The 13509-nt window shown below is 61.0% G+C and carries 13 protein-coding genes; 6 read left to right on the top strand and 7 right to left on the bottom strand.

Going from position 1 to position 13509, the window contains the following annotated elements:
* Positions 1-91: 91 nt before the first annotated feature.
* Both uraH and HU743_RS01610 read right to left on the bottom strand, forming a co-directional pair.
* A complete protein-coding gene (uraH, locus tag HU743_RS01615; RefSeq protein ID WP_186548595.1) occupies positions 92-502 on the bottom strand; it encodes a hydroxyisourate hydrolase in 411 nt (136 codons plus the stop codon).
* A gap of 11 nt (positions 503-513) precedes the next feature.
* Positions 514-999, bottom strand: coding sequence for a heme-binding protein (locus HU743_RS01610; protein ID WP_186646416.1), 486 nt, complete (start codon positions 997-999; stop codon positions 514-516).
* 136 nt (positions 1000-1135) lie between these two features.
* Between HU743_RS01610 and HU743_RS01605 the strand changes: the two genes are divergently transcribed.
* The 3 genes from HU743_RS01605 (at position 1136) to HU743_RS01595 (ending at position 3547) form a co-directional block, all read left to right on the top strand.
* Positions 1136-1816 (top strand): heavy metal response regulator transcription factor, encoded by a 681-nt coding sequence (locus HU743_RS01605; protein WP_186548591.1) that lies wholly within the window; start codon positions 1136-1138, stop codon positions 1814-1816.
* Entirely contained in the window at positions 1806-3194 is a 1389-nt protein-coding gene (locus tag HU743_RS01600; protein ID WP_186646414.1) for a heavy metal sensor histidine kinase, read from the top strand. Before HU743_RS01605 ends, HU743_RS01600 begins: the two co-directional genes overlap by 11 nt.
* A gap of 107 nt (positions 3195-3301) precedes the next feature.
* Entirely contained in the window at positions 3302-3547 is a 246-nt protein-coding gene (locus HU743_RS01595; RefSeq protein ID WP_186632139.1) for a helix-turn-helix transcriptional regulator, read from the top strand.
* Between the two features lie 35 nt (positions 3548-3582).
* On the opposite strand, the gene HU743_RS01590 is transcribed toward HU743_RS01595, so the two are convergent.
* Positions 3583-4587 carry an AraC family transcriptional regulator gene (locus HU743_RS01590; protein WP_186646412.1) on the bottom strand — a complete coding sequence of 335 codons (1005 nt, stop codon included), beginning with the start codon at positions 4585-4587 and terminating at the stop codon, positions 3583-3585.
* Positions 4588-4687: 100 nt separating this feature from the next.
* Here HU743_RS01590 and HU743_RS01585 point away from each other — a divergent pair, with 100 nt between their 5' ends.
* On the top strand, positions 4688-5761 hold the full coding sequence (locus HU743_RS01585) for a fatty acid desaturase (protein ID WP_186646404.1): 1074 nt from the start codon (positions 4688-4690) through the stop codon (positions 5759-5761).
* 105 nt (positions 5762-5866) lie between these two features.
* Here the strand turns inward: HU743_RS01585 and HU743_RS01580 are convergent, their stop codons facing one another.
* Genes HU743_RS01580 through HU743_RS01570 form a run of 3 tightly spaced genes read right to left on the bottom strand, consistent with a single transcriptional unit; the run spans position 5867 to position 9902 of the window.
* Positions 5867-7477, bottom strand: coding sequence for an arylsulfatase (locus tag HU743_RS01580; RefSeq protein WP_186646402.1), 1611 nt, complete (start codon positions 7475-7477; stop codon positions 5867-5869).
* 14 nt (positions 7478-7491) lie between these two features.
* Positions 7492-8307, bottom strand: a complete 816-nt coding sequence (locus tag HU743_RS01575) for an ABC transporter ATP-binding protein (protein ID WP_186548577.1) — start codon at positions 8305-8307, stop codon at positions 7492-7494.
* On the bottom strand, positions 8304-9902 hold the full coding sequence (locus tag HU743_RS01570) for an ABC transporter permease subunit (RefSeq protein ID WP_186646400.1): 1599 nt from the start codon (positions 9900-9902) through the stop codon (positions 8304-8306). The genes HU743_RS01575 and HU743_RS01570 overlap by 4 nt, the downstream gene beginning before the upstream one ends.
* A 398-nt stretch (positions 9903-10300) precedes the next feature.
* Between HU743_RS01570 and HU743_RS01565 the strand changes: the two genes are divergently transcribed.
* Entirely contained in the window at positions 10301-11314 is a 1014-nt protein-coding gene (locus HU743_RS01565; RefSeq protein WP_186646398.1) for an ABC transporter substrate-binding protein, read from the top strand.
* A gap of 96 nt (positions 11315-11410) precedes the next feature.
* Here the strand turns inward: HU743_RS01565 and HU743_RS01560 are convergent, their stop codons facing one another.
* Complete coding sequence (locus tag HU743_RS01560; RefSeq protein ID WP_186646389.1) at positions 11411-12331, bottom strand: LysR family transcriptional regulator; 921 nt, start codon at positions 12329-12331, stop codon at positions 11411-11413.
* Between the two features lie 182 nt (positions 12332-12513).
* Between HU743_RS01560 and HU743_RS01555 the strand changes: the two genes are divergently transcribed.
* Complete coding sequence (locus tag HU743_RS01555) at positions 12514-13434, top strand: TauD/TfdA family dioxygenase (RefSeq protein WP_186646388.1); 921 nt, start codon at positions 12514-12516, stop codon at positions 13432-13434.
* Positions 13435-13509: the final 75 nt, after the last annotated feature.

Below are 13509 nucleotides of genomic sequence, written 5' to 3'. Positions count from 1 at the left end.
GGAGCTTCGCCTTCCCCGCTTTGCCTCAATGAATCCCTATTTTGCCCCCTTCGCGAGCAGGCTCACTCCTACAGGGGGATTTGTGCGGGGCTCAGGAACCGCGATAGGTCGAGAAACCATACGGGCTGAGCAGCAGCGGGATGTGGTAGTGCTGATCAGTCTGCTTCACCTGAAAGATCACCGGAATTTCCGGGAAGAACGTCTCGTGCCTGATCTTCTGGTAGTACTCGCCGGTCTTGAACACCACGCGGTATTCGCCCGCTTCGAAAGGCTGTTTGGCCGGGAACAGTTCGGCGATCCGCCCTTGCTCGTTGGTGGTGCCTTGCGCGAGCGGTTGCCAGTTCTCACCGACGTGTTTTTCCAGGGTGACGTTGATGCCCGGTGACGGCAGGCCGTTTTCCAGGTTAAGCACGTGGACGCTCAGCGGATTGCCGGCGGCCAGCGCCAGGCTTGAAACAGCGCTCAGGCCGAGGGCGGCGAGGGTCATGCGCAGGGTGGTCATGGTGGATCTCCTTAGTGGGAACGGGTGATGGTCAGGCCGGCTTTGTCGGCTGCGGCGAGGGCGCAGTTTTCGTCTTGCTCGCCGCCGCCGGAACCGGCCACGCCGATGGCGCCGACCAGTTCGCTGCCGGCGAACAGCGGAATGCCGCCGCCCAGCAACAGCAACTCGTCGAGGGTGTTGAGGTTGGCGGTTTCCGGGTTGCTGCGGGCGCGTTCGGCAAACAGCCGCGTCGGCGTCTTGGTCGACAGCGCGGTGTAGGCCTTGCGCTGGCTGGCGGCGGTGTTGTGCGGGCCGACGCCATCGCCACGCAGGGTCACCAGAAGGTTGCCGCCACGGTCGAGTACCGACACCGTGCCGGTGCAACTGCTCATCGCTTTATCGGCGAGCCAGCGTGCGGTTTTCAGGTCGAGATCGGCGTGGCGCGGCAGTTCAGGCGTGGCAACGGCGGCGCCGCTGAGGCCGATCATCAGGCTGGCGACAAGGTATTTGACGGTCATGTGCAGGCTCCGGATGGGAAGGCCTGCACCTTAGCTGGCGCACTTCGTCAGAACCTCGTCAGTCTGATTACAAGTTTGTAATGGGCAACGGCGCCGAACACGCCTAGCCTGTGTGCCTGATCAATCGAGGTGTGCCATGCGTTTGCTGGTTGTAGAAGATGAAGCCAAAACCGCCAATTTCCTCGCCAAGGGCCTGGGCGAGTCCGGGTTTGCCGTGGACGTGGCGCTCAATGGCCTCGATGGCCGTTATTTTATCGAACAGCAGGAATACGACCTGATCATCCTCGACGTCATGCTGCCCGGTCTCAACGGCTGGCAATTGCTGCAATTGATCCGCCAGCGCGGCGCCACGCCGGTGCTGTTTCTCACCGCCAAAGATGCCATCGAAGACCGCGTGCGCGGCCTCGAACTCGGCGCCGACGACTATTTGCTCAAACCCTTCGCCTTCGCCGAATTGCTCGCGCGGGTGCGCACGTTGCTGCGGCGCGGGCCGATGCGTGAAGCCGAGTCGTACAACATCGCCGACCTGGAAATCGACGTGCTGCGCCGCCGGGTCAGTCGCGGCGGCCAGCGCATTGCCCTGACCAACAAGGAGTTCGCCCTGTTGCAGTTGCTCGCCAGCCGCCAGGGCGAAGTGCTCTCGCGTACGCTGATTGCCTCGCAGGTGTGGAACCTGAATTTCGACAGCGATACCAACATGGTTGAAGTCGCCGTGCGTCGTCTGCGCGCCAAGGTCGACGATCCGTACATGCCAAAACTTATCCACACCGTGCGCGGCGTCGGCTATCAGCTGGAAGCGCCGGACGATGCGGAGTAAGTCGATCGCCTGGCGCCTGGCGCTGGCCTTCGCTATGGTCTGCGCCTTGGTGCTGAGCGCAATTGGCGTGTTCCTCTACCGCTCGCTGGCCTCGGAATTGGCCTTTCGTGACGACATGGCCCTGCTCGGTCGCCTCGAACAAGTGCGCGCCTTGCTCGCCGACAGCGATAGCCTCGACGCCTTGCAGGCGCGGCCACGGCTGTATCAGAACATGCTTGGCAACCTCGACAGCCTGCTGCTGGTGCGTCGGGCTGACGGCTCCAGTGTCATCGCAATCAACCCGCGTCAGCGCGAGTTGCCAGCGCTGAACGCGCTGCCGCGAGAACAAATGCCGCAGCGCCGCGACGTGTTCACCTGGCAGGCCAGCGACGGTGCCGAACTGGCGTTGCTGTCCGGCCAGGCCCAAGGCCCCAACGGCGAAGGGCTGACGGTGATTGCCGGCAAAGTCCTCAGCGAGCGCGAACAGATGCTCGGCAGTTATCGGCTGCGTCTGTATCTGTCTGTCGGCCTCGGCGCACTGCTCGCCTTTGCCTTGGGATTGCTCTTGCTGCGCCGGGGGCTGCAACCGTTGCGTCAGTTGAGCGAAGCGGTACGCAGCATCGATTTGCGCAGCCTTGATCGACGCCTGCCCGTCGAAGGCACGCCGACAGAACTGCGCGAACCCGTGCATGCGCTCAACGCCATGCTCGCGCGGCTGGACGACAGCGTGCAGCGTCTCTCGCAGTTCTCCGCCGACCTCGCCCACGAAATCCGCACGCCTTTGCACACCTTGCTCGCCAGCAACGGCCAGGCTTTGAACCATCCGCGCAGCACGGCGGAATATCAGGAAGTGCTGGCCTCGAACATGGAAGAATTCGAACGGCTCAAGCGCATGGCCGAGAATCTGATGTTCCTTGCCCGCGCCGAACAGGCCGAACGCGCGCTCAATCTGCAGACCCTGAGTCTGCAAAACGTCGGCGACGAGCTCTGCGATTACTTCGAAGCCTTGGCGGATGATCGCGGCCTCCAACTGCAAAACCGCCTGCACGGTGAACTGCTCGCCGACCAGCAACTGCTACAACGCGCCCTCGGCAACCTGCTGGCCAACGCCGTCCGCCACGCCGATCCCGGCACCCTGATCAGCCTGCAACGCCGCGATGAACCGGGTATGTGCTGGCTGCAAGTACACAACCACGGCCCGGCAATTGCGCCGGAGCATCTGGACAAACTGTTCGACCGCTTTTATCGCGTCGACCCCTCGCGGGCGGAACCGGGGGATTCGGGCGGGTTGGGGTTGGCGATCGTGCAGTCGATCATGCAGTTGCATGGCGGGCGGGTGCGGGTGAGGAGTGATGTGGCGGGGACGGTGTTTGAGTTGGGGTTTTTGATACGACGTTGATAATTTGAAAGAAAGATAATGGTCAGTTTTTCGCAAGAAATGCATTCAATAGAATGCATGTCGGCTGAAAATAAAAAAATGCATCGTAAATAATGCAGGCGGCTCAGATGGAAAACATAGGCAAATTAATCAGAACCCTTCGAAAGGCGAATGGGTTGTCTCAGCAAGCCCTCGCTCTGAAGTACGGTATGAGTCGCGCGACCATCTCCGGCATCGAGAACAACACGGTCTCTGACATTGGTCTGCGTAAGGTAGAGGTGATCTTGAATGGCTTCGGCTATGTGCTAGACGCGGTTCGTCGACCAGCCCGTCCTACACTCGATATGCTCAAGAAGGAAAATTTTCACACTTGAGTCCTTTCACCGACTCATATCTCGCTGATTGAAACTCAACGCAACCCATCCCGAAACTGCCCCGGCGTCATCCCCGTCCAGCGCTTGAACGCGCGGCTGAAGCTGCTGGTGTCGGCGAACCCCAGAAGATAGCTGACCTCACTCAACGAGCACTGCGGATCGCGCAGGTGCAGCAGCGCCAGATTCTCGCGGCTTTCGTTGAGCAGGGTGTCGAAGCGGCAACCCTCATCCGCCAGATGCCGTTGCAGGCTGCGCAGGCTCAGGTGCAAGGCCTGGGCGATGCGTTCGGCGCTCGGTTCGCCTTCGGGTAATTGTTCTTCAATGGCATCGCGCACCTTGCGTTCCCAGGTCAGCGGTTTGAGCTGGGCCATGGTGCGTTTGAGCACGGCTTCGTTGTGTTCGGCCAGTTCCGGGTTGGCGTCGTCGAGGTGGCTGTCAAAGTCGGCGAGGGCAAACTCCAGGCGATCTTCGCTGCAGCCGAAATGCACGGGGGCGCGGAAGACTTTGTGCCATTGCTGGGCGTCGCTCGGCTCCGGGCGGCGCAGATAGACCGCCAGTGGCGCGTAGTCGCGACCGAGGCGATTGCGGCAGGTGCGCACGTAGATTGCGGTGAACGCATCGATGGCTTCAAAGGCCGGTGCCGGATTGCCTGAGGGAATATTCAGGCGAAATTGATAGCGGTCGGCGTTGCGGCTCAGCTCAAGCTCCAGCGCATCGCTGACCACCGGGTGATAACGCACGATCCGTTCAAACACCTCGCGCAAGCTACCGCTGGCCACCAGCGCATAACCCAGCGCGTGGAAGGTGGTCGGGCTGACAAAACGTGACACGCGCAGGCCCAGGGCCGGGTCGCCGCTGGCTTCGACGGCGAGCGCCCAGAGGCGCGTGGTGCCGGACAGCGGGTAGCGCGCGTTGGGGTCGTCCATCAACGCCGGATCGAGTCCGGCCTGTTGGCACAGGGCAAGACTGTCCAGCCCCAGCGCGTCGAGTTGCTTGCGCAAGGCACGGGTCCAGCTGGCGAGGGAGGTCGGTTCCTTCATGCTGATTGGCGCTTCCGGTCAACAGGTTGGCGTGCTCGGCTACCGCGTTTCGAACCCGGCCGAGGCAGGATGCGGACATCGATAACCAGAGGATGGGAGCATGGACGGTACTTCTGCAAGTCCCCAGCGACACAATGCTGTGCTGCGATCGGCGCATATTCGCGAGGTGGTGCTGGCCAAGGGCGTGGAATTGCGTGAGCGTTATCCGATTCTGCGGCATCAGGATGCCCTCGGCGCGGGAATACTGGCTTTCGCCCTGGCCGGCATGATCGGTTCGGCGGCGCTGTACATCACGGGCCACATGGCGTGGTGGGTGTGCCTGTTGCTCAACGCGTTTTTCGCTTCGCTGACCCATGAGCTTGAGCACGACTTGATCCACAGCATGTATTTCCGCAAGCAACGCGTGCCGCACAATCTGATGATGGGCCTGGTGTGGCTGGCGCGACCGAGCACGATCAACCCGTGGATTCGTCGCCATCTGCACCTCAATCACCACAAGGTGTCCGGCACCGAAGCCGACATGGAAGAACGCGCGATCACCAACGGTGAGCCGTGGGGATTGGCGCGGCTGCTGATGGTCGGTGATAACGTCATGTCAGCGTTCATTCGCATGCTGCGGGCCAAGACCTGGGCGCACAAGCTGAGCATTCTCAAGCGCGTTGTGAAAGTCTACGCACCGCTGGCGCTGCTGCATTGGGGCGCGTGGTATGTGTTTCTCGGGTTTCACGCGGCCAACGGCATCGGCTACCTGCTGGGCGCGCCAATCGAGTGGTCCGCCACCACGTTGTCGGTCATGCAGGTGGTCGATATCGCGGTGGTGGTGATCATCGGCCCGAACGTGCTGCGCACCTTCTGCCTGCATTTCATCAGCTCGAACATGCATTATTACGGCGATATCGAACCGGGCAATGTGTTGCAGCAATGTCAGGTGTTGAACCCGTGGTGGCTGTGGCCGTTGCAGGCGTTCTGCTTCAACTTTGGCAGCAGTCACGGGATTCATCATTTCGTCGTCAAGGAGCCGTTTTACATCCGCCAGATGACCGTGCCGGTGGCGCACAAGGTGATGCGCGAGATGGGGGTGCGATTTAATGATTTCGGCACGTTTGGGCGGGCGAACCGGTTTGTGCGGCGGGATGCCGTTGTGCAGGAAGAGGTGCGTACAGTCCGAGCGTAATAGGTGACTGCGAAGACCTCTTCGCGAGCAGGCTCACTCCTACAGGGGGAATGCATTCCAGTTGTAGGAGTGAGCCTGCTCGCGATAGCTATAAATCGGTCACCATCAATCCGGCTGAAACGGCGAAGCACTCAGGATCACCCCGGTCTCTTCCACATAGCGCTGCCAATGCCCGATCAATGCATCGAGCTTGTCCGGCTGACTCAACGCCAAGTCATGAATCTCACCCGGGTCACTCGCCAGATCATAAAGCTGCCAGTTCGCCGGCCCCACCGGCCCGGGGATCCACACCGCTTTCCACGACCCTTGGCGAATCGCGCGGCGCCCGAACAATTCCCAACCCGTCACCGTGTGTTCGTCATGCACCTGCGCGGTCTCGCCGGACAAAAAGCCCAGCCACGACTTGCCACGTAACGGCGCCACCGCTTTGCCTTTCCACTGTTTGCCGGGATGGCGCACGCCGGCCAGATCGAGAATGGTCGGTGTGATGTCCATCACCGTACCGAAGCCGTGGCTGATCTGCCCTTTGAGCGGCAACTGCGGATAGTGCAGCAGCGCCGGTACACGAATCCCGCCCTCGGTTGTAAACGCCTTGAACAGCCGCGACGGAGCGGTCGCTACCTGCGCCCAGTTTGGCCCGTACCAGACGTAGGAGTTGGCCCGGCCGATGTTATCGAGGCTGTTGTCGTAATGCTGGTTGAGGTAGGTCATCAGCTCCGGGCCGAACTTGGGAAACGCTTCGAGCAGCGCGCCTTCGGCACCGTTATCGGACATGAACAGAATGAAGGTGTTATCGAGCTGGCCCTGCTGGCGCAGGTAATCGACGACCCGGCCGATGTTCCAGTCCATGCGTTCGACCATCGCCGCGTAGACTTCCATTGCCCGCGCGCAAATCTGCTTTTGCTCTTTGCTCAATGCGTCCCACTGCGCACTGAGCTGGATCAGCGGATGCGGTTCGACATCCGCCTCGATCAGCCCCAGAGCCTTGAGTTTTTCCAGGCGTTCGAGGCGCAGCACTTCGGGGCCGGCGTCATAGCGACCGCGGTATTTCTCGACGATGTCGGCGGGTGCCTGCAACGGCCAGTGCGGCGCGGAGAATGGCAGATAAGCAAAGAATGGTCGGGTCTGGTCGCGCTCCTTGAGGTATTGCAGCAGCTTGTCGCCGAAGGCATCGGACGAATAGAAATCCTTGGGCAACTCGTCGAGAAATTGATCGTCCTCGATGTACAGCGCCGGTGTCGATTTCAGCAGGCCCGGTGTTTGTTCATCGTAGGTCGGCTCGAAACCATAATGGTTGGCGGCGCCCGGCAGCAGCGAAAACGAGCGCTCGAAGCCGCGTGCATGGGGCGCCAGTTCAGCCTTCAGACCCAAGTGCCATTTGCCACTCATCAACGTCTGATAACCGGCCTCGCGCAGCAGTTCGGGCAAGGCGACGACGCGGTCATTGAGGTAACCCTCGTAACCGGGTTTGCCGATCAGTTCCGGAGTGAGTGCTTCGGCCATGGTGCCGATGCCGGCGATGTGGTGATCGGTGCCGGTCAGCAGCATCGAGCGCGTCGGCGAGCAGGTCGGTGCGGTGTGAAAGTCGGTCAGGCGCAGGCCATTGTGGGCCAGGGCATCGAGGTTCGGCGTGGCGATTTCGCCGCCGAACGCACCGATGTCGGAGAAGCCTAAATCGTCGGCCAGAATCACCAGAAAATTGGGGCGTTGCGGCATGGCGGAACTCCTGTTCAGCAGGCAATGAACGTCAGCGGCAGATCGCGGATCTGCACCGGTGCGCTCGGTTGGTAATGGTCATCATTGGTCAGTTCGTGCAGCAGTTCTTCGCGCAGTTGATGGAAGTCGAAACTGCTGCGCTGACGTGGATGGGGCAGGGCGATGTCGACCACTTGCTTGATCCGCCCGGGGCGCGGCTCCATCACCACCACGCGGTCGGCAAGAAAAATCGCTTCCTCGACATCATGGGTCACCAGGATTGTGGTGATTTTTGCTCGTTCGCGGATCGCCAGCAGCTCGTCCTGCATTTGCTGGCGGGTCAGTGCATCGAGGGCGCCGAAGGGCTCGTCGAGCAGCAGGATCCTCGGGCTGGCGACCAGGCCTCGGGCAATTGCCACGCGCTGCGCCATGCCGCCGGAGAGCTGATGCGGGTAAGCGCGGGTAAAGTCGCGCAGGCCGACCAGATCGATGAAATCGCTGATGCGCTGTTGCTTTTGCGCCGCACTCAGCGGCTCGTTGACCAGGCCCAGGCCGATGTTGTCGGCAACGGTCAGCCAGGGAAACAAACGGTGCTCCTGAAAGACGATGCCGCGCTCGCCGCCGATGCCGCTGACGGCTTTGCCATCGACGTCGATCTGCCCGCGAAACTGCGTGTCGAGGCCGACCAGCAACCGCAGCAGGGTGGATTTGCCGCAGCCGCTTGAGCCGACGATGGCGACGAATTCGCCCTCGGCGATGTCCAGGTTGAATTCACGAATGGCCTCCAGCTCGAAACCGTCGACGTCGAAGGATTTGCCTACGTGGTTGAAGCTGACAATCGGTGCGTTCATGCGTGTCTCCAGCGAGTGGCGCGAATTTCCAGGCGTTGGCCAATCAGGTTGAGCAAGGCGCCGGTGAAGCCGACCAAGAGCATGCCGGCCATGATCAGATCCATGCGCAGCAGTTGCTGTGCGCCGATCATCTGGCTGCCGATGCCGCCGTTGGACGGCATGAAATATTCGGCGCCGATGGTGCCAAGCCAGGCGTAAATCAGGCTTAGCCTGAGTCCGGCGAAAATCCCCGGCGCAGCGCCCGGCAGCACCAGCCGACGCAGGCGCTGGCCGAGGCTCAGGCGCAGCACTTGCGCCGCTTCGTTGAGCTGCGGCGACAGGTTGGCGACGCTGCGCTGGGTGGCGATAAACAGCGGAAAAAACCCGGCGAGGGCGACGAATACCCATTTGGCCAACTCACCGAGACCGAACCACGCCGTGAGCAGCGGCACCCAGGCGAAAATCGCGATCTGGCGCAACGCGGCAAGGGTCGGGCCGAGCAAGCGTTCGCTCAAACGCGACAGTCCCAGCAGCAGGCCCAGGGCGAAACCGAGTCCGCCACCGAGCAGCAAGCCGCCGAGGGTGCGGCTCAAACTCAACGCCATGCCGTTGGCCAGCGTGCCGTCGAGCAGGCCATCCCATGTCGTGCTCACCACGGCCACAGGGCTGACCAGAATATTCGCGTCGACCCACTGCTGATCATTCGCCACCTGCCACAGCGCCAGCAAGCCCAGTGGCAGCAGCCACGGCTGCAGGCGCTGCCAGCCCTGATAACGCGGGCCGCGGCGAATTTCCGCGGTGGCCGGATGTGGCCAGTGCACCAGTTTACGGTCAAGCAAACCGATGCCGCGATCCATGGCCACGCCGATCAGCCCGATGATCACGATGCACACGAACACGATATCGAGCATGAACAGCTGCCGCGCCCAGACCATCAGGTAACCGATACCTTCGCTGGAGGCGAGCAGCTCGACCGCCAGCAGCGATGTCCAGCCGGCGGCGAGTGCCAGACGTACACCGGCCATGAACGCCGGCAGCGCAGCAGGAAGTACCAGCCGACGAATCAACAGACGCGGCGGCAGGCGCAACACCGCGGCGGCTTCGCGCAGTTTTGGTTGCGCATCGCGCACGCCGACCAGCGTGTGCAACGTCACCGGTACGACGATGGCTTTGATCAACACCACCAGTTTCAACACTTCTCCGATGCCGAAAAACACCATGAACAGCGGAATCCATGCCAGCGTCGGCACCTGCGCCAACCCGGCGAAGGTCGGGAAAATCAAGCGCTCCAGACGCCGACTGAACCCCAGCGTGGCCCCCAGAATCGAGCCTGCCGAAATACCTGCAAGCAAACCCCAAAACAGTCGTTGCAGGCTGACCCACAAATGACTCCATAACTCGCCTTGCGCGAGCTCCACGGCACTGCTCCAGACCAGCGATGGCGTCGGCAGAATCTGCTCGCTCATCCATTGATTGCGCGCGGCCAGCCACCACAGGGCAAAAAGACTGACGGGCAGCAGCCAGGGCAACAGACGCTGGTTCAGACTTGGCCAGGAGCGGCGGCTTTTCAGCGGTGGCGCGGTCAGGGGCAGGCTGAGCAGGGATTGACGGGCCATGGGTGACCTCCGTTGTCGGGTTGCATGGCGAACCGCTTTGCATCTGTGGGAGTGGGCTTGCTCACGAAGGCGTAGTGTCAGGTGCCAGTGATGGTGGATGGCACAGGGTCTTCGCGAGCAAGCCCGCTCCCACAGGTGACGTGCGGGTATGCAATATTGGTCTAACAAAATTCAAATCAATTCTATTAAGAGATAAGCAAGCCCATTTAAGGCTTCCAGGGCGACGCGCATCCAATGCATTCGAAGAATATTTTCGATGTCCTTAATGCATACGCCGCTACAGCCCCCGGTTACGCTTGCTTAGCGCAAAAAACTATAAAAATGTGCATATATAGTATTTAAGTGAAGGTGCGCATTCAGCCTACTTTCGGCTTCTCAGCGATCAAGGAGCCGCACCCATGAACCTTCCCTTCAAACGTGTCATCAGCCTGTTGGCCGCCCCGGCACTGGCAGGCTTGCTTACGCTCAACGCGCAAGCCGAGGAGCTCAAGGAGATTCGCATCGCCGTGCCCGACCTCAGCGCCGGTACGCAGCACAGCGGCGGCGGTATCGTCGATGTGTTGCGCGATCAGCAGATCTTCGAAAAGGCCTTCGTTGAGCAGGGCATCAAGATTCAGTGGAGCTTCTTCAAGGGCGCCGGACCGGTGATCAACGAGGCGTTTGCCAATGGCCAGGTGGATCTGGCCTACCTCGGTGATCTCGCCGCGATCATCGGCAAATCGAATGGCCTTGACACGCGCTTGCTAAGCGCGTCCGCGCGCGGCGTCAAGCAATACCTTGGCGTGGTGCCGGGTTCGGGAATCAAGACCCTGCAGGATCTCAAAGGCAAACGCGTGGCGATCTTCCGTGGAACGGCGACGCAGCTGTCGTTCGATGCGGCGCTGGCGAGCCAGGGCTTGAGCGAGAAGGATGTGAAAGTCATCAATCTGGATTTCAACGCAGCGGTGTCGGCGCTCGCGGCCAGACAGATCGATGCGTCGTGGGGCAGTTCCGCTTTGAGTGCTTTGCAAGCCAAAGGCCTGGCGGAGTTGCCGCTCAACACCAAAGACCTTGGCGGCGCCGGTAGCGTGCAGGCGGTTTTGCTCGGCAACGGCAAGTTTGTCGACGCGCACCCTGAAGTCATCGCCAGACTGCTCAAGGCGCAACAACAGGCTGTGCAATGGCTGACTCAGGACAGCAACAAAGACGCCTATGTACAGTTGGTGTCGGGGCTGGCGAGCTATCCGCCAGTGATCCTCGCTCAGGATCTGAAAGATCAGAATCTGAGCGAGATTTTCCCCTCGACGCTGGACCCGGTGTTCCTCAGCAGCCTGCAGGACAAGGTCGACCTGGCGGCGCAGCAGAAGCTGATTCGCAAACCGTTCAAGGTCAGTGATTGGGTTGCGCCTGAGCTCTCTGCAGCGCAACTTTGAATTTTCGGCGTCTGGTCTGGCGCTATCGCGAGCAGGCTCACTCCTACATCTGGAATGCGTTCCCCCTGTAGGAGTGAGCCTGCTCGCGATGGCATTCTAAACAGCAACGCGATCTTCCTGGCGATCCACCGCCACCAACGTCTCGATCATCGCCCGGGCCGCCGGTGACAGACGAAACCCGGTGCGGCTGACGATGCCGCAGCGTGCGTTCATGCTCTCAAGGTTTTGTGGCAGGTTGCGCCAGTGCAATAACACCAGCGAACCCTTGGCGACATCCTCGACAAATGCCTCCTCAGTGCCGACACCGATCGCATTGGATTGCAGCACGACTTTGACCAGTGCCGGAAAGTGCTCGGTTTCGATGGTTGGCGAAAAATCGATGCGCCCGCTGAGGTTCGCCAGCAGTTTGCGAATGCCCGGCGGAATCAGCGTGGCGGCCAGCGGATAGTCGAACATGTCGTTGGTCGACAGGCTTTCCTTGGCCAGCAACGGGTGCCCCGGCCGGCAGAAAAACACCCCGCGCTTGGGCGTCAGTGGTTGGGTCTGAAAGTTCGGATCGGCCTCGAAGTGGCGGATGTCGGCGATGAAGAATTCGATCTCTTCGCGGCTCAGCGCTCGGCTGAGTTTTTCCCAGTTATCCACCTGGAAGCAGGTGCGTACTTTCGGGTGTGCGTTGATGAACTGCGCCACCGCATCCGGCACCAGTTTCACCGCTGGCGCCGGGCCGCAACCGAAGTGCACTTCGCCGGCATCGAGCTTGGTCATTTGCGTCACCTCGGCGCTGAGCAACGCCGCGCCCTGCACCAGGGTCAGGGCGTGTTGCAGCACGACCTGACCTTCTGGCGTCGGGCGCAAATCCTTGTTGCCGCGATCGATCAATACGCAGCCGAACTCCTGCTCAAGCCCTTGAATGCTGCGGCTGAACGCCGGTTGGGTGATGCCCATCGCGTCTGCCGCACGGACAAAACTGCGGTGCTCGTTGAGGGCGATGAAGTAGCGCAACTGGCGAAGATCCATATGCTTTTCCGGCATCCTAAAAATAGCTCGAAGGCATTTGCGACGAGGGTTGCTTGAGGTTTTAAATGCAAGCTCTTATTCCGTCAACGAAGCATGCAAATATCTATTAGATGTAAATGGAATATAGATAGAGCGTTGTTTCGCTGCCGTTCAACCGCAAGCAGTCGATGAGGGTCTTCCCCATGAGCAATGCCGCACTCGCTGTAAAACCCGCTCTCCACACGCTGAACATTCACCCTGTGGCCGGCCGTATCGGCGCCGAGATTCGCGGTGTGCACCTGTCCGGTGAGCTGGACGCGGCCACTGTCGAAGCGATTCAACAGGCGCTGGTCGAATACAAAGTGCTGTTCTTCCGCGAGCAGACTCAGCTCGACGATCAGCGCCAGGAAGCCTTCGCTCATCTGCTCGGCGAGCCGGTGGCGCATCCGACGGTCCCTTCGCGCGAAGGCACGCGTTATCTGCTTGAGCTGGATGGCGCCGAAGGGCAGCGCGCCAACTCCTGGCACACCGACGTGACCTTCGTTGACGCTTACCCGAAAGCCTCGATCCTGCGTTCGGTGGTCGCCCCGGCCTTTGGCGGCGATACCCTTTGGGCGAACACCGCGACGGCGTACAGCGGCTTGCCGAGCGAGTTGCGTGAACTGGCCGACAAACTCGTCGCCGTGCACAGCAACGAATACGACTACGCCAGCGCCAAACCGGATGTATCGGCAGAAAAACTCGAGCGTTATCGCAAGGTGTTCACCTCCACGGTCTACGAGACCGAGCATCCAGTGGTGCGCGTGCACCCCGTCAGCGGCGAAAAAAGCCTGCTGCTGGGGCATTTCGTCAAGCGCATCAAGGGCTATTCGCAGGCGGATTCGGCGCACCTGTTCGGCTTGCTGCAAAGCCATGTGATCCGCCAGGAAAACACCGTGCGCTGGCGCTGGAAGGCTGGTGATGTGGCAATCTGGGATAACCGCTCGACGCAGCATTATGCGATTGATGATTACGGCACCCAGGATCGCGTGGTGCGCCGGGTGACGCTGAAGGGCGAGGTGCCGGTGGGCGTGAATGGGCAGCGCAGTCAGACCATCAAAGGCGCGGATATTGGCGGCGTCTGATCGGGCCTCTTCGCGAGCAGGCTCGCTCCCACAGTGGATTTTTGTCGAACACAACGGATGTGATCGACGCCAAAC

Source organism: Pseudomonas sp. SWRI99, from assembly GCF_014270125.1.
In the GTDB taxonomy this organism is placed as follows: domain Bacteria; phylum Pseudomonadota; class Gammaproteobacteria; order Pseudomonadales; family Pseudomonadaceae; genus Aquipseudomonas; species Aquipseudomonas hamedanensis.
Note: the sequence above shows the minus strand (reverse complement) of the source record. Positions and strands in the feature narration are given on the sequence as shown.